This is a genomic window from Halobacillus sp. ABH2_015, from assembly GCF_056158945.1.
The window spans coordinates 285,692-307,525 of record NZ_JBSWUG010000002.1 but is presented as its reverse complement, the minus strand read 5'-3'; the positions used below and the strand labels follow the sequence as shown (position 1 = coordinate 307,525).

Here is a 21,834-nt window from a genome sequence, read left to right as displayed (position 1 = left end):
TAAAAAGGATGGTGGATGGTTTGTTCAAGAATCGTATATTCAAGAATATTCTATTCCAATGGATGCCGCATAAGGAACAGAGTGTTTGCGAGCGTAAACTCGTCAAGGCGATCAAGCGCTTGAAAATTGAAGATTTTCATTTCAACTGGGATCGGAACAGCTGTTTTATTGAGTTTTCCTACCAAGGAGAAGTGTACAGACTGGAACATTCGGTGGACAAAGCTAAGGAACGCGGGATTATCTTAAGAAATGGCCTGGACTGTCTGAATGAATTGACCCAGTCTCTGGAAGATCTTGGTGTCATCATCGACCGCGGCATGTACAATTTCGAAACGTGGATCATCGGAATGAGGCAGCCGAAAGCAGGAATATCCGCTGCAGAGTATGAAGAGGAGTTTCATATCCGGTATAAATCATCCGCTCCTAAAGCCCCTTCAGAATTCGCACGCCCTGAGGATGCCGCCGCATTCCGTGAGCCTTTACCTGAATACAACGATCAGGAAAAAAGCTATCAGCGATTTTAAAACAAAGAAAGCCTGAAGGTATCCCCTTCAGGCTTTCTTCATGAATTCTCCCCCCACACAGACACTTCCCTTTCCTTCACATATAGTAGAAAAATAAGGAGGTGTTGATCATGGGGGTCAATACAGGATGCAGCGCAGAATTCTGGGGGGCACTTCAAAATATCCCTCAATGGCCGGAAGCCTATTCCATATGCGACCGTGTGAATACCGTTTTCGATGTCTGCATTTACAAAGATAACCTCAACCTTTTATTCGCTCTCAATCTTCCCATCCCTTCCACCCCGACACAGGAACTGGCTCTGGAAGGAACAGCCGCTCTTCTCAATGCCGCACATCCACTCGTGAACTATCCACTTACCGAAGATGAAGTCATTGCGATTTTCCAGGAAGCTGTTGAAACAGAAAGCTATGAAGAAGCCATCAGCCTGTTCGCTGCCTACAACAACCTCTACTGTCCATTGTCATAAACCAACAGTTTGGACCCATCCCCTGAGTTTCAGGGGTTTTTTTATCATGCGGGTCCGGGAAAGGAACGTATCACATGAAGACGAGCAAGTGGAGAAAATATCAATGGATGAAGCAGTCCGATGACCTCCGCCCTTTTCTGCCGGAAACGAAACGACTCACCCCCGATACAATGGTGAATATGGTGAAGAGACATAAACAGGTCATTTTAAAGCCTGCGCGCGGATATAAAGGCCGGGGGGTCATCCAGCTGTCCGATTTAGGGAACGATTCCTTTGAATGGCACGTGAATCATAAAAAAATCCGGTCCTCCCGTTTATCCGGACTTTATGAGCATTTTACCAACACGTACAGCACCGGACGTTACTTGATCCAGCAGAAAATCTCCCTCGCTGAAATCGACGGATGTCCGTTCGATTTCCGGGTTATGGTCCAGAGGAAATCAGCGCAGACCGACTGGCATGTAACAGGAAAGCTCGCCAGGGTCGCAGCCGCCCCTTTTATCGCCACCAACTATACAAAACAAATGCTGCCTGCGGAACAAGCCGCATCTGCGGTCATTGGAAAAGCAGCGGCCGTGGACCTTATGCAGCGGATGGATCAGCTCGGTTTACATGCTGCCCACCACATCGCTCCTTATTATGTGGAGCACCGGCTTTTCGGTCTCGATATAGCCATAGATAAGGACGGTCATTTATGGATCATTGAAGCCAATACGAAACCGGATATTGGGATGTTCAGAAATTTACCGGACCTTACTGCCTATAAGACGATCCGTTCCTACAAAAAGGGTTAAGCTTTACCCGAAAATCCGGTCAACGATTTGGCGTAGGCGAGCGGGGAACGGTAGATGCTGTGCTTCAAAGATTCATCCCCGATCCTCACAAGGCTTGCGTGGCCATAGTTGGCATTCACTTCGAGAAAATAAAGATCTCCCTTGTCACTAATGATGAAATCGAGGGCGATATCCCCAAAGTGACCGACGGACTCATCCAGACGGGCGGCAGCCAGCAGACAGTCGGCTTCCACTTTTTTCTCCAGTCGTGCGCGTTCTTTTTTTCCAATTCCGTAAAACTGTTGGAGAGCGTCCGGCCCTTTCATCACTTTTTCGGTATACCTCAAATTGGTGATGACACTTCCCGTCCGGGCGATTCGTCCCACAAATCCGCGCATCTTCCACGAAGAATCAGGATCTTTTTGGACATAGGCTCTGAAGTCCACTTGTTTTCCATCCATTGCATAAGGAACTCCTTGTTGAATCAGTCCTCTTTTCCTGTCGGGAATATCCGAGAGATACGCTTTCAACTGCCCCCCGCTGGAAAATACTTCCTGCTTCTGCTCTCCTTTCAGAACCCTTGTGACGATATAGCGGTTGTCTTTCTTTTTCATTTGAATCATGCCATACCCTTTGGCACCGAACTTCCGTTTCCAATAAACGATGGAATATTGATCCATCAACATCATCAGCCGTTCGTCTGTGGAATATTTTTCTGTATGGGGTACAAGCTTTTCTGTCGCCGGGTCCTGTCTGAGCGCACAGTAAAACCCCCACTTTCCGGCACCTCTTCGATTAAAAAAACGTCCGGAGGTCAAATCATCCAGCAATCGATAGGTCCGCTCTCCACCGGCACTCGGACGGCTGAACACAGCACTTGGAAAAGGAAAAGTCCCCATACAGAAGCCCTTTTCCACACCGGCAAAGCCATATCCGGTCACCGACTCCCCCTTCGATCGAACTCCATTCCTCGGAAAAACAATGACAAGGCCTTTTAAGTTTTTGTAATCCACCACCCAGCGGCGCATAATCCTTAAAACACTCGGACGGATGTTTTCCAGAGAAGCCCCTCTTAAAATCCCAAGGACCGGACCAAGATGAAAGCCATCTTTTTCAGACATCCATTCAAAGTCAATATCCTCAGGAATGGTCAGACCATGAAGCAGGTCATGGGAAAACTCCACCACATCTTCGTTCACATGGTTGTGGTAAAAGACAGAGGTGCTCCGCTTCCAAAGACCAAGGTGAACATCCAAAGAAGTCCCCCCCTCCCGGCCCAGCACTTCTTTCATAGAAGGATGGAAAGCAACGGACGCCCGGCTCAGCTCTGCATTTTTTTTTATAAACAAAGGGCTCCCTCCAACTTGTAAAAACCATCGTAGTAAAAGTTAGTCACACGCTTCTATTGTCCACGAATACCATATGCTGTACCTCAATCCAATGAGAGGGGATACAGGATGCACGGCGCCATTCACATTCAAAAAGAACATGGGGAAGGGCGGGAGTTCCACCTCCCACACCCCATCCTTCAACAGCTGTCTATTCAGGAGGAAACTCCGATGATCGTCGAGTTCGGTTCAAAAGCTGCGGCTGTCACGATAAAAGGAACGAAGGAACGACACGCACGCCTTTTCTCACGGATTGCCGATGAACTGCTTTTCCCTGACCAGGGACGTTTTCAACTGCGTCATGATGAGGGTCATCTCAGGATCGGTCCTCATTTAGGAATATTAGCGGCAGGCAGGGAAAAATACCTGCCCGGTAAAAGAAAACGGTTCAACCATGTGCTGCAGAATGATCCGCTCCAAAACGGCATCCTCACCATTTTTTCTATGGACAGTATTCAATCCAGGCACACGCAGTTGAGCGGATACATGTATAACCCCCTTGATGAAAGCTGGGAGAAAAGACTTCTCCCCTACCCCGATGTTGTGTATAAGCGCATGTCGTTGAAGAAAGAGCTGAAGTTGAGCTTCGAACGTCACGTAAGCGGTGCCGTCTTCAATCAAGCGGTTTATTCGAAATGGCAGGTCTATCAGTACTTAAAGAAAGATCCAATCCTCCTTTCGCACCTGCCTCCTACCGCTCTTTATACAGGAGGTCCCGAGGCCGTCGATTGGATGAATCAGTGGGGATCCTTATTTTTAAAACCTGTCAAAGGGTCATTCGGCCGTAAAACCATTCACATTTCCCCTTCTGCCGGGAGCCGGACATGGCATGTACGGACGAGGGAAAATGGAATGAACTTGGAGAAATGCCTGCCTCCGGAAGAAGCAGCCAACCATCTGGATAAAATCATCGGTCGAAAACCCTACCTTGCACAGAAATGTCTGGACATTGCGTTCAATCACCAAGTGATCGATTACCGGGTCTACCTGCATAAGGATAGGCAGGCTCAGTGGAAAGCTGCTGGATGGGTCGCTAAAACAGGTGCTCCACAAAGCATCATCAGCAATCACGCCGGCGGTGGTCATGTCTCTTCCGCAGAGGATGTGGTGAGGTCTTGCTTTTCCCTTTCCAAAGAAGAGATCGACCATCTCCGTGAAGAGATCTTTTCCGTGTGCTGCCGGGCAGCTGAACGCTTAGAGCAGGAGTCCGGCACCGCTTTTGGCTATTTTGGTGTGGATATTGCTTTGGATCAAAAAAGAAAGATCTGGCTGATTGAAATGAATCACCGGTATGTGGATGACCGGCTCCCCCTTTATGCAGGAGATCATGCGTTGTATTGGCACATACAAAAATCCTACGTAGATGCATTGAAAGGTATGTGTGGTTTTCCACAGGAACATCTCCCGGGCCCCCGGTAAAGAAAGGGACATGGAAGGTTATGGACTGCATCGTCTTTTTAGAAACACACAAATCCGGATCCAGCAGAGATGCCATCGAGGCAGCCGTGCAGATGGGGTATTTCACCATCCTCCTCACTCAGCAGCTGAAGAAGATGTACCAGCGCGAAGAGTATCCCGATGTGCATCAAATGATTTTCGTCAAAGATTTACAGGATAAAAACGTCATTTACGAGCAGCTGGCGATTATAAATAAACAAGAAAAACATATCAAAGCCTTCGTTAGTTTCGTCGACCCTTTTGTTCGTCTGGCTGCAGAAATGGCAGCTGAACTTGGTTTAACTTCCCTGTCTGTTTCCGCGTTGTATCATATGGAAGATAAAACAAGGTTCAGGGAAATTTTAAACGGACACCCCGCGGCTCCGAAGCATGCGGTTCTACCTTTGGAGAAAGATGCTGATCCATCGTTTCATACTTACGCCGATCAACTGCCCTTTATTTTGAAGTCCCCGGTTTCCAATGGCTCCAAAGACGTTCTCTTAATCAAAGACCAGGAGGCTTTTCTGGATGCCTGCACCTATTTCAAAAGGCAGTCCGGTCTGTCCTCCCTCCTTCTAGAAGAATATGTGGAAGGTCCCCAGTATCTGATCGAGATCATTGTCGACCATGGAACGGTTCAGCTGGCCGCTGTCATTGAACAGATCATCTCAAAAGAAGCCCGCTTCATCATCACCGGCTATCTTATGCCGGCGCCGCTCTCTGATTCATGTACCGAAGAACTGCAGACGACCATCGAAAGTATCGTTCACCATCTGGGGCTCACGCATGGCACATGCCACGCGGAAATGAGGAAGACGCCCTCCGGGTGGAAACTGATTGAAATCAACCCCCGGATATCCGGGAGTGCTGTCAACCAGCTCATTTATGAATCCACCGGCATTTCTTTAGTAAAGGAAACGTTGAAGTTGAACCTGGGAGACAGGATTGACTGCACCCCGAAGAAACAGCTCTCCGCCTATGCTCACTTCATCACCATCCAAGGCAGGGGAAAGTTGATGAAAGTAACGGGAAAACAGAAAGCCAAAACGATGGAGTCTATAAAAAAAGTCTACGTAAAGCCGCGCAGAGGATCGATTTTGTCCGCTCCCGTATCCATGGGACACCGTTATGCGTATGTCATCGCTGCTTCACCGGACCAGGACGAAGCTGTCAGCGCAGCTAAATCAGCAGCGGAGAAAATCAAATTTCATTTAGAACCGATATAGGGTGTGGAATATGACACGGATCGGAATGCTTCATTACCGCCAAAAACCGCATCACGTCACGAAAGCTTTTGCTTATGCAGCTGCCGCAAAAATGTATGGATCAGATTTTTTCTACTTCTCTTATTCAGGGATTGATTTTGACCACAGACGCATCAAAGGGTGGATTTACCAGGAAGGATCCTGGCACGAAAAGGATCTCCCCTTCCCTGAAGTCATCATCAATATCAGTGCGCCCAGATCCTCAAAGCACAAGGCCGTCAGCCGTGCTCTCCGCAGACAGATCCCGTTTATCAGCCGATCGATTGGCAGCAAGCTGACTGTCTATAACAAAATCAAACGAGGAAAGACGTTTGCGGGCCACCTGGTTCCCAGCCACCCGCTTCAATCAACGGAAGATGTCCATTTGTTTCTTCAAGCTCACCCGGAGGCCGTCATCAAGCCTCACTCAGGCCGGAAAGGAGAATCCATCCACTTCATTACAAAGCTTGAGGATGGATCGGTGACCTGGCAGACCGGATTAGAGAAGCAGACCTGTCCGCGGGAGGTTTGGGAAAAGAAAGTCACCGACCTTCTTCAAAACAAAAAATATTTGATTCAGCCGTATATCGACAGTCGGACGAATGCGGGATTCAGCTATGACTTCCGCCTGCATGTCCATAAAAATAAAGAAGGCCGGTGGCAGACGGCCTTGATCTATCCACGAATCAGTGGAACCAAGCGATTAACAAGCAATGTCAGCCGTGGCGGCTACCGTGGAGAGCTTGTGCCCTTCCTTAAGGAAGAATTCGGCCGTGAATATTACAATATCAAACAGCTCCTTGAGTACTTTGCCGTGCAGTTCGCCACGCATTTCGAAACGTTATACCCCGGACGTTCTTTTGATGAACTCGGGATTGATGCAGCCGTTGACCGCCATCATAAACTGTGGATTTATGAAGTGAACTGGCGCCCTGGAAGCCGTCACAGGGAGTTTTCCATTGCCCGGCATATGATTCCTTATGCTTGTTACATGGCTCAGCAGTATAAGAGCTGAAAACTGATCGAAAGGGGATGGAAAGGTTGAAGGATCATACGAGTCTATTGAAAAGCTTTGAAATACTTTATCAACAGCAGCGGGAACTTCAGGGAGATCCCTCAGATCCATGCAGCCCACTCCTGGCTAAACTCATGCGTATCGACACCATCCCCTTCTGCTTCTATGGACAGCACTCCTCCATCCCGTTCTCCGCAGAGGGAACCACGCGTGGAGAAACGTTTCAAACGTGGTGTTTCCGCATTGAAGCCATTGATAAACAAGAAAAAAACGTCCTTCTATCCCTTCTTCAGCCTTTTACGATTTACGGGGAACCTGCAGGATGGATGGAAGAAATCTATGCCTTAAAGAGGACGGATTGTCTGATAACCCGGCCTGTTCAATCTATTTCCTCCCTCTCCTGTTTGAATATCGATTTACTGAAACGGGACATTATCGTGGAGCCGAAATGGTAGAATTCCGGCTCCTGTGCAAAGGAGAATCCTGTGAGAAAACTATCAGTACGTGACCTTGTGAAAGAATTGGATGGTGTGGTTGTACGTGAGGGCTCCCTGTCCGTTGTAAAAAGTGTCGTCACCCGTGTGAAGAAAGTAAAGCCAGGCTGCCTATACTTCTGCCTGGATGCAAAAGCACCGGCGGCCCAGGAGACAGAGCAGCTGCCATCGTGTGTGATAATCACAAGCCGCCCGAAAAGACTTCCATCCCTCCGCGGGAATATTACGGTTATTCAAGTGAAAAAAACAAGGGAAGCCTACCATCGCTTCCTCGCCTGGTACCGCCACCTTCTTTCCATTCCTCTCCTTGCCATCACCGGCAGTTATGGAAAAACGACGACGAAAGAGATGGTCAAGTATCTGTTATCAGAGCATCACCACGTAAAAGCAACGAAAGGAAACTACAATCTCTTCCGTTCGAACGCCGGGGTTTTCACAAGGATGAACGAGCATACCGATTTCGGCATCTTCGAATTCGGCGTTGGAAAGAAAGGGCATCTGGAGAAATGTGTCCGCTGTTTCAGCCCCTTTTCCGTGTTGATAACCGGGATCGGAACGGATCATATTGAACGCTATGGGTCACAGCACCTGTATGCTGAGGAAAAAGCTGAACTACTCAAAGGTGCGGGAGTGGATCAACCTATTTTCCTGAATTCAGAATGTGACCATTCCAAGCGCTTCGCTCGATCCCTTCCTCCCGGGCAGATCATCTGGTTCGGGACCGGTGAACAGGCGGATTTCAGAGGATCCCACATCAGATATTCGGAGGAAGGAATGACGTTCACCCTCACCCATGCTGAAGAAAACTATGAAGCCTTCGTGCCTGCTTTTGGACTTCATATGGTCCGCAATGCCCTCGGCGCCATAGCTGCCGCCCATACCTTCGGGGTGGATATCGAAACCCTGCTGCAGCGGCTCCGAACCTTTCCACCTTTGAAACGCCATTTAGAAATCACCAACGGCCTGAACGGATCCATATTAATTGATGACTCCTGGAACTCCAACTCCGGTTCCATCGAAGCTGCCCTTGCCGTATTACAGGAAAAAGCACGCGGGAAAAACAGTGTAGCTGTGCTCGGACAGATCAATGAGCTGGGCCCTGAAGAAATTCAAGAGCATAAGAAAATCGGACGCCTCATTTACAACAACCAGCCCGGACGGCTCATTACTATCGGAGAACGAGCGGCCGTCATGGCCAGAGAAGCTGTGAAATGCGGGATGAGAGCGCGTCACGTATATATGTGCGGCACACCAGAACGAGCGCTTGAGCTGATTCAAAAATTTGCAGATGACCAGACCGTGTGTTTAATTAAAACATCGATGCGGGACTCCTATAGTCATTTCATCCGCGTCCTCAAAGACGAAACCTAAAAAAGCAGCCCTTCCCTTTATGGAAGGGCTGCTTTGGCTGTAGAAAAAGCCTGTGTTAACCAGTTAGAGTTGCCCATTTGTCGTGTGAAAGGTCACTTTCCGCTTATCGGTGGATGAATGCCGCGGGCACGCCCTCAGCTAACTTGGTCAGGAAGGTCGCCTGCCCAAGTGGATCTTCGGCCTGTGCTGTTCCCGCAGGCATCACCACCGAACGCTCCTCGTGCCGATATTAGAATATAGAGGAGAGAGATGTTGCCCTAAGCAGGTTCGCAGATTCAAAAGAACGGCATGGGCTGCGCTATTGCTGCTTGCGTGGAAAAGAAAAAGGGGAGGAACAGGCGCTGATGAAGGCTGCCTGCCGGAATATGAAAAAGATTGTCCTCCATCCAGCAAAGGTGAGTTGGGTGAAGGAGAGTCTTTTTCAATGTTAAAGAACTCCCAAGGAGCGGTGCCCCTTCCACTCCTGCGGAAGAACGAGTGGTCCGAGATCACCGAGCGTGGTTTTTGCGAGGAAGCTCGGGCGCTCGTCCGCGGAAAGGGAAGGGGCCTTCGCTCCTGGCGGCAAGAAAGAAAAAATCTCGTAAAGAAACAGGGGTCTCTCTACAAGCTGATCAGCCCTTCCATTCGTGGAAGGGCCCCTTTTTCCTTTGCTGCTCTTATTGAAAGCCCGCCACTCGTTTCGCATACAGCATATTGGCTGTACGAATACGGTTGGCAAGTTCTTTATCTCCCGTAAAAGAAGCGACAAAATCATTCGGATTCCGATGATTGATTTCGATCAACCACACACGCCCGTGTCGATCCACACCGATATCGATGCCCAATTTACAATAGTGGAAACCGCAGTTCTCGATGACCTCCGACGCTCTTAGAGCCAGCTCCTCGATCTCACGGATTAGAGAAGACACTTTTTCCTTATCCTTAAACATCCGCTCCAGCAGGACGACCGCAGGTTCAATCTCCCCCCCTTGATGACGGTTACTGACAATCTGACCTTCCTGGCTGATCCTTCCCATCAGAGCAAAGTTCTCCCAGCTTCCTTCCCCGTTTTTCACCATAACCGCCCGGAAATCATTGACCCTCCCCTCATATTGAAGGTCGAGGCCCTGCTGAACGATCACCTCACTGCCCGCAAAGACGTCCTTTAAGAAAGTCAGCCCGTCTTCAGATCGAGGGAATAAAAACTCTTTTTTATCTTCGGAATGAATATAGATCACCTTTATCCCTTTCTCTGTACGCAGCACCTTCGCCACACGTTTTCCCTGCATCCCTTTTACGGGCTTTATATAAACACAAGAATGAGCCTCCAGCATCTCAAGAAAATCTACTGAATGCTGGAAAATCTTCGTTTCGGGAAGGTACGGCTTCAAAAACGAGGAGGACTGAAACCACGTATACATTTCCCACTTGGTAAACGTTCCGGAGTGAAAAATACGGTCTCCGATGAATTGGTGAAATTGCTTCTGCCATTTCTTCTTTAGTGGAACACGCTTGAAAATGACCTGTGGAAACGGATAGATTCCTGCCGTCCACTCCCTTTTCACAGGATCAAAGAGATACCCAGCCACCAACCGTTTATCCACGTCCACCGCTTCATTGGAAAAAGCAATGACAGCTCCACCAAAGGATTCGTAGTTCTTCACATAACGACGCAGCTTGTGCAGCATATCCTGCAAACCTTCCAGGCGGCTGGAGGCAACGATTCCTATAATAGGTCCAATATGAATGGTGTTTCCCACACATTTCACTTCATAATGGGGCTGCGTGGGAATCATCAGGATACCGAGCGCATCCTCTGACAAAACCATCTGACCTGGGTCTATCCGTTCGGATGTCTGCAGCACCCCCTGACAGGACTGCAGTCCGAACTCCCAGGTGTATACCCGGCCGTCCTCCAGCCCCTCTTTCAAGGCGGATGATGGGTGAAGCGTGATGGCTGTTCCCATCCCCTCTCCTTTATTCACGTGATACATACGTGTCCCCCCTGTTCATTTTCCGTCTTCTTTTATATGTATGAACAACAGGAAAGAACATATCTTTTCTTCCTTCTGTATACATAGGATAAATGGAAACCCGGGAGGTGAGACATATCGTAAAAAAAGAGACCATCGGCATCATCCTGCCTGACAGCACCTGCGACCGGCTGGCAGAGGAGGGAAGTCAAATCAATGTCCGTGCATATCAGGAGGCGGCGGACCAGTTCAAGTTGACGGCCGCCTTTTTCAAGGTGAAAGATGTCCAACCCGGCAGGTCGACAGTAAAAGCATGGATCAGCAGTGAACATCGATATGAACAGCGGACGATTCCTCTTCCACAGATCTTGTATTCCCGTGGCTTTTTGTCCAGGAAGCAGCAGAGGTTCCTAACTGAATCAGGCATCATCTTCTACAATCACAAAGGCTTTAAACACGATAAATACCGGATGCATACGATGATCAAAAAAGACCCTGAGCTTCGCCACTGTCTGCCGCGGACAGCAAAAGCAGACCCAGCCGTTTTAAAAACCATGATGGCCTCTTATGATTCTGTCCTCTTGAAGCCTGTCAACGGCAGCCTGGGTGCTGGAATTATGCATATAGAGAAGATCTCAAAGAACAGCTGGCGGTTGGAATACCAGGTGAAACGAAAGCAGTGGAAACTTGAAACGTTCCAGGAGGAAATGCCTGAAGTGATCTTGAAAGCCTTCGATGCCAGGCCTTATCTCATTCAGGAAAAGATTCAGCTTGCTGCCTGTGAAGGAAGGCCCTTCGACCTGCGCGTCGTTGTCCAGCGCAATCACACCGGAAACTGGGTGGTCGCCGGTATTTTATGCAAGGTGTCACCGAGTAAGGATCAATTCATCACGAATCTTAGTCAAGGAGGGCAGTCGCTCAGCTTTGAAGAAGTTTTCACCCACCATCCTGACTTCCCACTGATTCCAACAAGAGATGGTATTGAACAAAGGGCTGTCCAGCTGGCCCGCCACATCGACAGGTATGCCAAGCACATTGCAGATATCGCTTTCGATCTGGCTCTGGATACTTCCGGGCGGGTGTATTTCATCGAATGCAACTTCCGCGGTCGTTACGGAAATGTCCGCTATAAAGGAAAACGCCTGGAGGAATGGAAGGCCAAACATACCAATCCCATCGGATACGCTCGATTTTTATACGATCAAATGAAACACCCCTGATTTGATCAGGGGTGTTTCATTTCCATATAGGTGTACCTTTTCAGCCTTCCTTTCCGCTTGAATCCATACGTTTCATACATGGGCCGGCTGTTTGTATTGCAGTATGCATACAGTTTTTCCGCTTGCAAGGAGCGGACACGCTTCAGCCGCTCTTCAAAAAGACGGCGGTACACGCCACGCCCGCGGAACTCTTCCAGAACGAGATCGCTTTTACATTTGATCCCGTATTTAGTCCGACGGAAAGCACATACGCCGGCGAGTTTTCCTTCACAGTAGGCTCCAAGCCAGGTCGTCGCTCTTGTCTTCCTTAATGTCAGAGACTCCTTTTCAAATGCTTCTTTCAAGGGCAGAACATCTCTGAAACTGATTTCCTTCATCTTCATGTCCAACACGTGAAACTCCTCTGCCTTTTTTCCTACTATATTCCGCCGTGGTGTCACGTGCGTGGATGCACATAAAAAAGGCTGCTGAGAATGAACTCAACAGCCTCCCTACATCTATTTCCTTTTGTTGATGGTATGTCTGCCGATGTACATCCACATCGATCCATAGGTAAGGAAAAGAAGAATCAGAAACAGCGGCACGGACAAAAGATCCCGGATGACCATAGATCCCATCCCCTTTTTATTTTAAACTGTCCAGAGGAAACGGGAAGCATACGTAAAACAACACAGCAATCGGAACAGCCAGAATCATAGCGAGAGACGGGCGTTTGTAATGAACCGCAAGGATGAGGAATAACAGAGTATTCAGCGGGATATTAAGCCAGTTGTTCCACCCATGATCATAAACATACATCCCTTTCATGGAAAACAGCCACTCCAGCGCTGTGTAAAAACCAATCCAGACGGCAAAGTAATAGACGCGGGCGGTCTTCGAATCCGGCATCCGCTGCAGAAAAATGACAAGACCAGCCGGGCAGATGATGAACGTGAATGCAGCGTTGATGATCGAATGGTTCAGCCACTCCAGTGTAATCCCCCGGAAAGCCCACAGCGTATGATTGTAGTAAAAATAGTTATAGAGAAAGTTAGAAAGCATAAAGAATAACACCGTCGGGTACTGCCGCCGCCACTGAGTCCAGTCAATGAACCTCCACGCAAACAAAACCCAGACGATAATGACAAGCAGTAAGTACATCGTTTATCCACTCCAATGAGTCAATTACCATCATTGTCGTCGATGAACGCCATTTTTATACTTGTCCCTCTACGTAAAAACCTAATAAAATTTCGCATGGAAGTAATCATCGAAATAACTGCTGGGCTTTGTTTTAATAACCAGATGCGGAGACCTCCCGAACACAAGACTATTGGCCGGAATATCTTCATCCTTAATATAGGAGCCGGCACTAACGATCGTGTTCCTTCCGATCCGGCAGTTTCCAATGACGACCGCTCCCGCGAGCAGAGACACCCTTTCCTCGAACACCGGGAAAATATTATGGTTATTTCCAACCGTAATGTGCTGGGAAAACACGAAATCGTCGGCATACACCGCCTTTCCAAGAACAGTGCCTACTGGATGATCAAGGAAAAAGTAGTCCGGCAGCTCCACCTCATAATAAAGGTCGACGGCATTCAAAACCTTATTTAAATAATAGATGCGGTCCGCCAGTGAAAACCCCTCATATTCACGTAGTACTCTCGATAAATAATAAAGAAAGACCGTATACTGTCCTGAATGAAAAGGGTTGAAGTATACCTCGCCATCTTTTCTGTAGTACTTGTTCCGGCTGCGGGAAAAGTTCACGGCCGTTTTTCCAATCGCTTTCCCTACAGCAGATGCCAGGAGGTTTCTTTCCCTTTTGACATCGTATAAGAACAAATGGTCCAGCTGTTTTTCAACCAAACAAATGAGATCTTTTACCGGAACAGCTGTCTTCAGTGCCCCCACTCCTCTTCTCACAGCGTTTGATTACAATGTACGCCGCTGATTTCCTGATATGCGTCAAACGGTTCGTTTGTGAGGCGTCTTCTCATCCTTTATACTTCATATATAAGGATGAGAAGGAGGAATTTGGAAATGGGAGAAATGGAAACATTGTATTCCTCACAGTTTAAAACAGGGGCTTATCCGTTTTATGAAGATAAACGAACATCAAAGCCCGTCTTCCCGATGTCAGAAGACAACGGGTATACTTCCTGGCTTGTCACGAAATACGATGATGTCAAAGAACTCTTGAAATCATCGAGCTTCATTAAAGATCAAAGCCGCCTATACGCCACCAGAGACAAACCCTCCCCGGAGGAAGGGTTGAATATTTTCGAAAATATGATGCTTGATGCTGACCCTCCTGATCATACAAGGCTGCGAAAGCTCGTCCAGCCTTATTTCAATCCAAAGACAATCAAACTTTTAGAACCACGTATTCATGAGATTACGGATGAACTGCTCGCTGAAATGGAAAGTAAGACAGCGCCGGTCGATTTAATTGATGATTTCGCTTTTCCGCTTCCGATTATTGTGATCAGTGAAATGCTTGGTGTGCCTGTCGAAGATCGTGAGAAGTTCCGCAAATGGTCCAACACCATCGTAGCCGCCTCTGATAACATGGCTGGTGATTTCGTAGAGGATGTCGAAGCATTCACTCTTTACTTAACCGATCTTTTTGAGAAACGCCGGGCTCATCCCAGGGAAGACTTGATTTCCTATCTGCTTCAAACGGAGGATGAGGGCGATCAGCTGAGTAAGAATGAGTTGTATTCCATGGTCGTCCTGCTCATCATTGCCGGGCATGAAACCACCGTCAATTTGATCGGCAATACGATGTATGCGCTCTTTGAACATCCCGATCAACTCGAGCAGGTAAAAAAGGCCCTATCGCTCGTGCCCCAAACCTTGGAGGAAGGACTGCGTTTCTATAGTCCCGTCGATTTCTCCACAGCACGCTGGGCCGCGGAGGATATGGATTTTCACGGAGAAACGATTAGAAAAGGGGACTTCATCATGGCCTCGATCAGCTCAGCGAACCGGGATGAAGCGAAATTCACCAACGCCGATTGTTTTGATATCACCCGGCAGAAAAATGCCCACGTGGCTTTTGGTTTCGGCATTCACTTCTGTCTTGGTGCTCCACTTGCCCGCATGGAAGGAAAAGCCGCTGTCGAAAAACTGCTGCATACCTTTCCAGATATCCACCTGGACCCCGAACGTGAGCGTCCGGAATGGCGTCCCGTCTTCCTGCTCAGGGGCCTTCAGTCTCTCCCTGTCCAGCTTTCTTGAAGAAAATAATAAAACCAGGTCCGCATCATTTCAGCGGGCCTGGTTTTATCTCTGCTCTACTTGAAAGAGCCCCGGATCAAAAAAGTGACCATACAAAAAGACGCCTCAAGGAGATGTCTTTCCATCAGCCATTTATGTCTTTCGCTGACGCAGGGCATAAAAAACGGTAAGAACCAATAATAAACCGGCAAGGATATAGGCTGTATACACTACGCCCGGAACTCCTGCATCTTCATTTTTTACAGCGATTCCAATAAACGCCCAGACAAAAACAAGTGGATAAATCCAGTCGTTCTGGCTGGTCATAAAGACTAAAGCAAGCAGGAAGCCGACGATCAGGAGAAGGATCGTCCAGGCAGAGGCAGAAATCCCAAAGCCGTCCCATCCGATATAGGTCAAGAAATAACTGATATTGGCAATCGTCGCAACACTGATCCAGCCTAAGTAAACGGAAAAAGGAAGCCGTTCCCAAAACGAAGCTCCTGCTTCCTGAAGCTTAAGATAAAGGCGGATGAGCGTGAGCAGAAGCGAAAGCATAACAAGGACGGACAGCCCGAAGAACTCGTAATGCCACATAAAAATCCATAAACTATTCAACAGCGAGCTTAACACAAACAAACCGCTCGTATTCTGGTAAACAGGAAGATTTCTGCGACTTTCCGGGAACATGCTGAGCACCCAGATGCCGAGTAATAAATAGATAAGTCCCCAAATGCTGAACACATAGCCGGCTGGCGTGAACAGCACATCCAGCCTGTTCGATATTTCCCCTGTTGTCTGACCATTCAACGGCAAGGCATTCGCCAGCCCGTTCACTACTACGACGAGAAGGAACGCAGCCAGATTCATCAGGAATTTCCCCATAATAAACACCCCTTTTATAAAACATTCATGTTTCATTATTATTCCTTTTGACCCCGGAATAAAACATTTCCATACCAACCAGAAAATTAAACCCAAACGATTTTATATTTCCCTCTTGCGTTAGAGTGAACTCCAACCATTATAGTTACGTTGAACAATCCGGATTGATGATGATAAAACGATGCCACATGGATAGAGAAAATCAAAACATTAAAGGATGGGATGACAATGAACAAAAGTATTGCCGTTGTTACGGGAACTTCCTCAGGTCTTGGCCTTGGAATTAGTAAAGTCTTAGCAGAAGCAGGATGGAAGGTTTATGCAACGATGCGGAACCTCGATAAAGGAGCACCGGTGAAGGAACTGCAGCAGAACGGACTGGATATCGAACTTCTCCAGCTGGACGTACAGTCACAAGTGTCTGTCGATCAGGCTGTCCAAACCGTCATTGACGAAGAAGGCCGCATTGACTTATTTATTAACAATGCAGGCATAGGCTACATCCGAAGCACCGAACAATCCTCAGAAGAGGATTACACACGGATCTTTGATATCAACACATATGGACCCATCCGCTGCACAAAAGCCATACTCCCTCACATGAGAGCACAGAAAACAGGGCGTATCGTATCCATCTCTTCGGTCGGCGGGCTCGTCGGACAACCCATGCATGAAATCTACTGTGCGTCTAAATTTGCACTGGAGGGGTATTATGAAAGTCTTGCCACCTATGTAACCCCTTATTTCGGCGTTGAATTTATGATTGTCGAACCCGGTGGTATTGAATCCGAATTTGCCAATTCCGTTCTTGCAGACATTGAAAAGACAGGTGGATTTCCAAAGGACGAGTATGAACAGGTCCTCAATGACTTTATGGGACAGCGGGGAAATCATGATTCAGGAGTGTTCCAGACGCCTGAAGAAATTGCAGAGCGCATGATGGTGGAATTAGAGAAAGACACCCTTCCTCTCCGCATGAGAACTTCGGAATGGTCTGAGGAATTCACGAAGTTGAAAACCTCTGCCGATCCAACCGGTTTGAAGCAGACCGCCATGGTTACTTCCAGCCTTCTCGGAAAATAAGGAAAAGACGATCCTGCACTAAGGATGGTCTCAGCTTGTAGAGAAACCCCTGTTTCTTTACAAGCTTTTTTTTCTTACCACCAGGAGCAAAAGCCCCTTCCCTTTCCGCGGACGAGCGCCCGAGCTTCCTCGCAACACCCACGCTCGGCGATCTCGGCCCACTCGTTCTTCCGCAGGAGTGGAAGGGGCACCGCTCCTTGGGATTTCTTTAACATCGACAAAGACTCTCCTTCACCCAGCTCACCTTTGCTGGATGGAGGAGAGTCTTTGTCATATTCCGGCAGGCAGCCGTCATCAGCACCAGTTCTTTCCCTTTTTCTTTTACACGCAATCTTCAATCGCGCAGCCTATGCCGTTCTTTTGAATCTGCGAAGCTACGCTCGACTTTCTCTTTTCTCATACGGTATATCCACGTTCTTTCATTTTATCGCAGCGTAGTTTTACACAGGCACCGGCACGAAGAGCGTTCGGTGGTGACGCCTGCGGGAACAGCGCGAGCCGAAGATCCACTTGGTCAAATGGTTTCTTGACCAAGTAAGCTGAGGCCGTGCCCGCGGCAAGCATCCGCCGATAAGCGGAACGTGCCCTCTCAACACGAGATGCGGACAACTCTAACTGGCTAACACAGGCTTTTTCTACAGCCAAAGACCATCCTGAGTGCAGGATGGTCTTTCTTCATTAGGTGCGACCTTAGTAGGTATTATCGGTTCCTTGGTCAAGGACGCTGTGATTTCCACGGAGTCTGCACTCCGTATGACTGCTGTTGGAGGTCAGATGCACAAGAGATCCCATCTGGGAAGCGAGATCAGCATCCCAGATCATTCCCCGCAGGTAATTATAATCCCCTGTTACACGGACAGCACTCCTGCTTATACTGGAGAGCTGGATCTGCAGATTCGTAAAGTTATTGCCGCTTGCTTCGTTAGGGATAGTCTTGGAAGAATTCATCCATATCCCCCTGACACAGTCATCGATCGTCACGTTCATGAAATTATTGGCATTCACCCAGCTGTAACCGGAGGAAGGTTTCGTTACCCTTACTTCTAAAGCTGTATGAAGCCCCACTGCTTTAATATCATCAAACTGCAAAAAGGATATTTCATCTGAAGGCTGACTGGAAGACAGGTGGATTCCTGTACCCTTATGAGATCCCGACCAGTTCACCATGTTAATCTGTTGAAACCTGGAGCGGTTCCAGGAGTTATAATACTTGTACTTCCCATCAAAAACAAGAATTCTACGACTAAAACGGCTGTCGTCTATCGCTATATAGGCGCCTGTTATTCCCGCGTCCTTCTCAATATGCAGCACATCCTGATTGCCATATACAACAAAGCGGGCGTCATAAGCAAAAACAAGGTTCACTCCTTCACGAAGTACCAGCGTCTCATTGATCACATAATCTCCATCCGGGACATACACAACACTTGGATTTCCATTGATTGCCGCATAATCAATCGCCTGCTGCACTTTCTGTGAGTCGCTGCCGGTGAAATCCGTAACAATTACAGCATGATCTTGATTCAACTCTTCTCTACCTCCACGCGGTTTATCTGAACGAATAGAACCGCTGATATCCGGCACTTATGCCTTCTATCATTCTATGCAGACACCCCCATGCCTGTCCGGGATTCCCAGCATGAATCATGTGCGCTCCGGACGGTTCAAGAGGATGTAAAAGACCACTGCCGACGTGGAACATACAGCCATTACGAGTGCCATCGGAAGGGCACCACCGCCAAGACCGACAAGTGGTGAAACGATGGCACCGAGCAGGAAAGGCAGCAGACCAAGCAGCGCTGAGGCGCTCCCTGCCTGCTCGGCCTGATCTTCCATAGCCAGAGAGAAAACGGTCGTATTGACGATTCCTACACTCGTAACAGCAAGGAAGAGCGTGAAACATAACAGCACCACATGGGCTTCCGCCAGAGCCGCACCAACGAGCAGCACCCCCCCGGTAAACGCCTGAATCAATCCATAACGGAACAAAGCGGTCCCGCTGACCTTCCGGCTGAGCAAGCCGGTCACCTGGGTGGCTGCCACAAGTCCGAGACCATTCACCGCAAATACCAGACTGAACTGCTGGGCGGATAAGGCATAGACTTCCTGAAGGACAAAGGTCGAACCGGAAATATAAGCGAACATCCCACTCATAATGAATCCTTTACTTAATACATAGCCCATAAAGGTCCGGTCTTTGACTAATGAACCAAACGTCTCAATGGTCTCCTTCAGCCCGCCTGTTTTACGATTCTTCTCCGGAAGTGTTTCTTCTAAAAACATGGCTGATGCAAGAAGCATGAGAAGGCCGAGACCCGTAAGCACCCCAAAAATACCACGCCACGGCATCACCTGCAGCAGCTGCCCTCCCGCTACTGGAGCAAGAATCGGCGCAAGTCCGTTCACAAGCATGAGCAGTGCAAAAAACTTTGTGAGCTCAGCTCCTGAAAACAAATCTCTGGCAGTTGCCCTTGAAATGACCAGCCCGGCCGCACCGGACAACCCCTGCAGGAGCCGCAATGCCACAAAGCTCCAGATGGAACCTGTAAACAAACACAAAAACGATGCCAGCATATAAACTCCGAGCGCAATGATCAACGGCTTTTTACGGCCTCTGACATCACTCAACGGTCCCATAACCAGCTGACCGACAGCAAGACCGATCAAGCAGGCCGTCAAACTGAGCTGGGTCATCGATGTAGTTGTTCCAAGCTCATCCGCAATTGTGGGAAGCGCTGGAAGATACATATCTATGGTCAATGGACCGAAAGCACTTAATGATCCTAAAATAAATATAAATACAGCAACGGGACTTCGTCTACCCGCCCTTTCCTGATAAACTTCTGTGTAATTCATCCATTCGTTCCTCCTTTATGCATACCCGGCTATTGTACGGGGTCCACCCACTGGAGGGTCAAACACAAAAAAAAGACTGCCGGGAATCCCCTGACAGTCTTTTACTGTTTCACTTTGATTTGAATTTCCCGCGTATGCTCTTCTTCTTTATGGGAAATGAACGATTCTACGATGGTACGGACGAAAAACGGACCATCAGTCTGCCAACCCGCGTTCGTTATGTTCTCCAGAATGTTCTGGTAAACGGCAGGGCTGCGGCTTTCCTGCGCTTTCACATAAGTTGTCGCATAGAAGCCCTCTTCGAGAATCTTCCGCTTATCATGCGATTCTTCCTGTTTTTCATCCACGGTAATGAAAACAGCCCTGTAATCAACGGCCTCCGTTTTGAAAACCTCCGCCTGTTCGACAACCATCCCGACCGTCCCGACCATGATCGGGGATTTGGCACTCACCTGTTTTTTCAACGCACGGAGAACTTCTTCCACATCATCCAGCTTGCCAAAGTGTCCCCGCACTTCAATGATCGAACGTTCCGGAAAGAAGTCTATATTCGTCTGATTTCTGATCCGATGATCCTTGGAGGATTCGAGTTCCGATATTTTTTGATGCAGCAGGCGGTTCATACGGGTCAGATCTTCAATGAGATCTTCGTTTTTCTGTTTGTACTCCGCCAGCACTTCCATGAATTCATCGACTGTACTGTGCTCGACTTTTCTTTTGATTTCCCGGAGCGGCACACCCATATTTTTCAAAAAAGTGATCATGTCCAACTTCTTGAACTGTTCAATTGCATAATATCGGTACCCTGTCTGCGGATCCACTTCATAGGGGACGAACAAGCCGATATCATCATAATAACGAAGGGTTTTGACCGGAATGTTATTCAGTTTGGCCATTTGGCCGATCGTAAACGTTCTCTTCATCTTTCCCCCTCGCTTCTACCTGTTGTTTATTCCTCCAGAGCACGTTTCACTTCATCAGCCATAAGGTCGATCGGAGGAAGTCCACTGGATAGATACCACAGTTCAGGATCCAGGTAAACAATCTGGTCATTTTGAACTGCCGTCGTACCGTTTACCAAATCGTTGTTCAACGTTTCAGCAGCGGCGGACTCTCCATTTACCACTTGGTCGCGGTCGACAACGAACAGGTAGGACGGATCTTTTTCAGCAATATACTCAAAAGAAATATCCATGCCGTGCGTTGAAGATTCGATATCATCGGCCGTTGGCTGTACACCAAACACATCATGAAGCATGCCGAAGCGTGATCCCGGTCCATAAGCACTCACTTTCCCACCGTTGGACAGAACAACAAGACCATCCTGTCCATTGCTTTCTGCTGTTTCTTTCATAGCAGCGACCGTTTCATCTAGTTCATCAAGCTTGGTCTGCACTTCATCTTCTTTATCGAAAATCTGCCCCAGTGTTTCCATACCTTCTTTATAGGATGCCATAAAATCAGCAGGATCAGCCGATAAATACAACGTTGGAGCAATGTCCTTCAGTTCCTCGTAAGCTTCACCCTGGCGTCCGGCAATAATGATCAGATCCGGCTGCATTTCATAAATCGTTTCAAAATCCGGCTCTTTCAAACTCCCGAGATTCGTATAGTCTTCTCCTTCATACTTGGAAAGGTACGAAGGGATGTTACTTGATTTTGCCACACCTGACGCTTCAACTCCAAGCTGATCCAGCGCAGATAGTGTACCATAGTTGAAAACAGCTACTTTCTCAGGATTTTCCGGCACTTCTGTTGTACCTAGTTCATGTTCAATAGTAAAAGTCTCTTTCGTTTCTTCAGATTCATTATTTGTCTCAGCTTCCGCACTGTTCCCTTCTCCTTGAGAAGAACAGGCCGCCAAAAACATAACAGCAGCAATAAACAAACCAAACAACCATACTTTTTTCATCATCGACTC

21 protein-coding genes and 1 pseudogene are annotated in these 21,834 nt (G+C 48.1%); 12 read left to right on the top strand and 10 right to left on the bottom strand.

Annotated elements, in window-relative coordinates; translation table 11 throughout:
- Positions 1–20 precede the first annotated feature (20 nt).
- The 3 genes from ACXAD6_RS01630 to ACXAD6_RS01620 all read left to right on the top strand — a co-directional run bounded on the left by ACXAD6_RS01630 (position 21) and on the right by ACXAD6_RS01620 (position 1,785).
- Positions 21–524: a hypothetical protein gene (locus tag ACXAD6_RS01630; protein WP_027955665.1), complete on the top strand. Its 504-nt coding sequence runs from the start codon at positions 21–23 to the stop codon at positions 522–524.
- Positions 525–634: 110 nt separating this feature from the next.
- On the top strand, positions 635–991 hold the full coding sequence (locus ACXAD6_RS01625; RefSeq protein WP_474967350.1) for a hypothetical protein: 357 nt from the start codon (positions 635–637) through the stop codon (positions 989–991).
- Positions 992–1,065: 74 nt separating this feature from the next.
- Entirely contained in the window at positions 1,066–1,785 is a 720-nt protein-coding gene (locus ACXAD6_RS01620) for a YheC/YheD family protein (RefSeq protein ID WP_474967349.1), read from the top strand.
- Here ACXAD6_RS01620 and ACXAD6_RS01615 read toward each other — a convergent pair.
- Positions 1,782–3,113, bottom strand: coding sequence for a YheC/YheD family endospore coat-associated protein (locus ACXAD6_RS01615; protein ID WP_474967348.1), 1,332 nt, complete (start codon positions 3,111–3,113; stop codon positions 1,782–1,784). The genes ACXAD6_RS01620 and ACXAD6_RS01615 overlap by 4 nt on opposite strands.
- Positions 3,114–3,221: 108 nt before the next feature.
- Between ACXAD6_RS01615 and ACXAD6_RS01610 the strand changes: the two genes are divergently transcribed.
- The 6 genes and pseudogenes from ACXAD6_RS01610 to ACXAD6_RS01585 all read left to right on the top strand — a co-directional run.
- The gene (locus tag ACXAD6_RS01610; protein ID WP_474967347.1) at positions 3,222–4,571 is read left to right on the top strand and encodes a YheC/YheD family endospore coat-associated protein; all 1,350 of its coding nucleotides are present in this window, start codon (positions 3,222–3,224) and stop codon (positions 4,569–4,571) included.
- A 20-nt stretch (positions 4,572–4,591) separates the two neighbouring features.
- The gene (locus ACXAD6_RS01605) at positions 4,592–5,815 is read left to right on the top strand and encodes an ATP-grasp domain-containing protein (protein WP_474967346.1); all 1,224 of its coding nucleotides are present in this window, start codon (positions 4,592–4,594) and stop codon (positions 5,813–5,815) included.
- Between the two features lie 10 nt (positions 5,816–5,825).
- Positions 5,826–6,848 carry a YheC/YheD family protein gene (locus tag ACXAD6_RS01600; protein WP_474967345.1) on the top strand — a complete coding sequence of 341 codons (1,023 nt, stop codon included), beginning with the start codon at positions 5,826–5,828 and terminating at the stop codon, positions 6,846–6,848.
- Positions 6,849–6,874: 26 nt separating this feature from the next.
- Positions 6,875–7,303: a hypothetical protein gene (locus ACXAD6_RS01595; RefSeq protein WP_474967344.1), complete on the top strand. Its 429-nt coding sequence runs from the start codon at positions 6,875–6,877 to the stop codon at positions 7,301–7,303.
- 30 nt (positions 7,304–7,333) lie between these two features.
- Positions 7,334–8,713, top strand: a complete 1,380-nt coding sequence (locus ACXAD6_RS01590) for a UDP-N-acetylmuramoyl-tripeptide--D-alanyl-D-alanine ligase (RefSeq protein ID WP_474967343.1) — start codon at positions 7,334–7,336, stop codon at positions 8,711–8,713.
- Between the two features lie 266 nt (positions 8,714–8,979).
- Positions 8,980–9,144: pseudogene (locus ACXAD6_RS01585) on the top strand (IS5/IS1182 family transposase); the annotation flags it as partial.
- A gap of 225 nt (positions 9,145–9,369) precedes the next feature.
- On the opposite strand, the gene ACXAD6_RS01580 reads toward ACXAD6_RS01585, so the two are convergent.
- Positions 9,370–10,686, bottom strand: coding sequence for a YheC/YheD family endospore coat-associated protein (locus tag ACXAD6_RS01580; protein WP_474967342.1), 1,317 nt, complete (start codon positions 10,684–10,686; stop codon positions 9,370–9,372).
- A 107-nt stretch (positions 10,687–10,793) separates the two neighbouring features.
- Here ACXAD6_RS01580 and ACXAD6_RS01575 point away from each other — a divergent pair, with 107 nt between their 5' ends.
- A complete protein-coding gene (locus ACXAD6_RS01575; protein WP_474967341.1) occupies positions 10,794–11,885 on the top strand; it encodes a YheC/YheD family endospore coat-associated protein in 1,092 nt (363 codons plus the stop codon).
- 5 nt (positions 11,886–11,890) lie between these two features.
- Here the strand turns inward: ACXAD6_RS01575 and ACXAD6_RS01570 are convergent, their stop codons facing one another.
- The 3 genes from ACXAD6_RS01570 to ACXAD6_RS01560 all read right to left on the bottom strand — a co-directional run bounded on the left by ACXAD6_RS01570 (position 11,891) and on the right by ACXAD6_RS01560 (position 13,781).
- Entirely contained in the window at positions 11,891–12,268 is a 378-nt protein-coding gene (locus tag ACXAD6_RS01570; protein WP_474970339.1) for a GNAT family N-acetyltransferase, read from the bottom strand.
- A 241-nt stretch (positions 12,269–12,509) separates the two neighbouring features.
- Positions 12,510–13,025, bottom strand: coding sequence for a CBO0543 family protein (locus ACXAD6_RS01565; RefSeq protein ID WP_474967340.1), 516 nt, complete (start codon positions 13,023–13,025; stop codon positions 12,510–12,512).
- Positions 13,026–13,106: 81 nt separating this feature from the next.
- Positions 13,107–13,781, bottom strand: a complete 675-nt coding sequence (locus ACXAD6_RS01560; RefSeq protein ID WP_474967339.1) for an LbetaH domain-containing protein — start codon at positions 13,779–13,781, stop codon at positions 13,107–13,109.
- Between the two features lie 129 nt (positions 13,782–13,910).
- Between ACXAD6_RS01560 and ACXAD6_RS01555 the strand changes: the two genes are divergently transcribed.
- A complete protein-coding gene (locus ACXAD6_RS01555) occupies positions 13,911–15,110 on the top strand; it encodes a cytochrome P450 family protein (RefSeq protein WP_474967338.1) in 1,200 nt (399 codons plus the stop codon).
- A gap of 132 nt (positions 15,111–15,242) precedes the next feature.
- On the opposite strand, the gene ACXAD6_RS01550 is transcribed toward ACXAD6_RS01555, so the two are convergent.
- The gene (locus ACXAD6_RS01550) at positions 15,243–15,974 is read right to left on the bottom strand and encodes a tryptophan-rich sensory protein (protein WP_474967337.1); all 732 of its coding nucleotides are present in this window, start codon (positions 15,972–15,974) and stop codon (positions 15,243–15,245) included.
- 228 nt (positions 15,975–16,202) lie between these two features.
- On the opposite strand from ACXAD6_RS01550, the gene ACXAD6_RS01545 reads away from it, so the two are divergent.
- A complete protein-coding gene (locus tag ACXAD6_RS01545; RefSeq protein ID WP_474967336.1) occupies positions 16,203–17,057 on the top strand; it encodes an SDR family oxidoreductase in 855 nt (284 codons plus the stop codon).
- Positions 17,058–17,747: 690 nt separating this feature from the next.
- Here ACXAD6_RS01545 and ACXAD6_RS01540 read toward each other — a convergent pair.
- From ACXAD6_RS01540 to ACXAD6_RS01525, 4 genes are all read right to left on the bottom strand, one after another.
- Positions 17,748–18,584, bottom strand: coding sequence for a hypothetical protein (locus ACXAD6_RS01540; RefSeq protein ID WP_474967335.1), 837 nt, complete (start codon positions 18,582–18,584; stop codon positions 17,748–17,750).
- 117 nt (positions 18,585–18,701) lie between these two features.
- Positions 18,702–19,913 (bottom strand): multidrug effflux MFS transporter, encoded by a 1,212-nt coding sequence (locus ACXAD6_RS01535; protein WP_474967334.1) that lies wholly within the window; start codon positions 19,911–19,913, stop codon positions 18,702–18,704.
- Between the two features lie 101 nt (positions 19,914–20,014).
- Entirely contained in the window at positions 20,015–20,836 is an 822-nt protein-coding gene (locus tag ACXAD6_RS01530; RefSeq protein WP_474967333.1) for a MerR family transcriptional regulator, read from the bottom strand.
- Positions 20,837–20,862: 26 nt separating this feature from the next.
- Positions 20,863–21,825, bottom strand: coding sequence for a siderophore ABC transporter substrate-binding protein (locus tag ACXAD6_RS01525; protein ID WP_474967332.1), 963 nt, complete (start codon positions 21,823–21,825; stop codon positions 20,863–20,865).
- Positions 21,826–21,834: the final 9 nt, after the last annotated feature.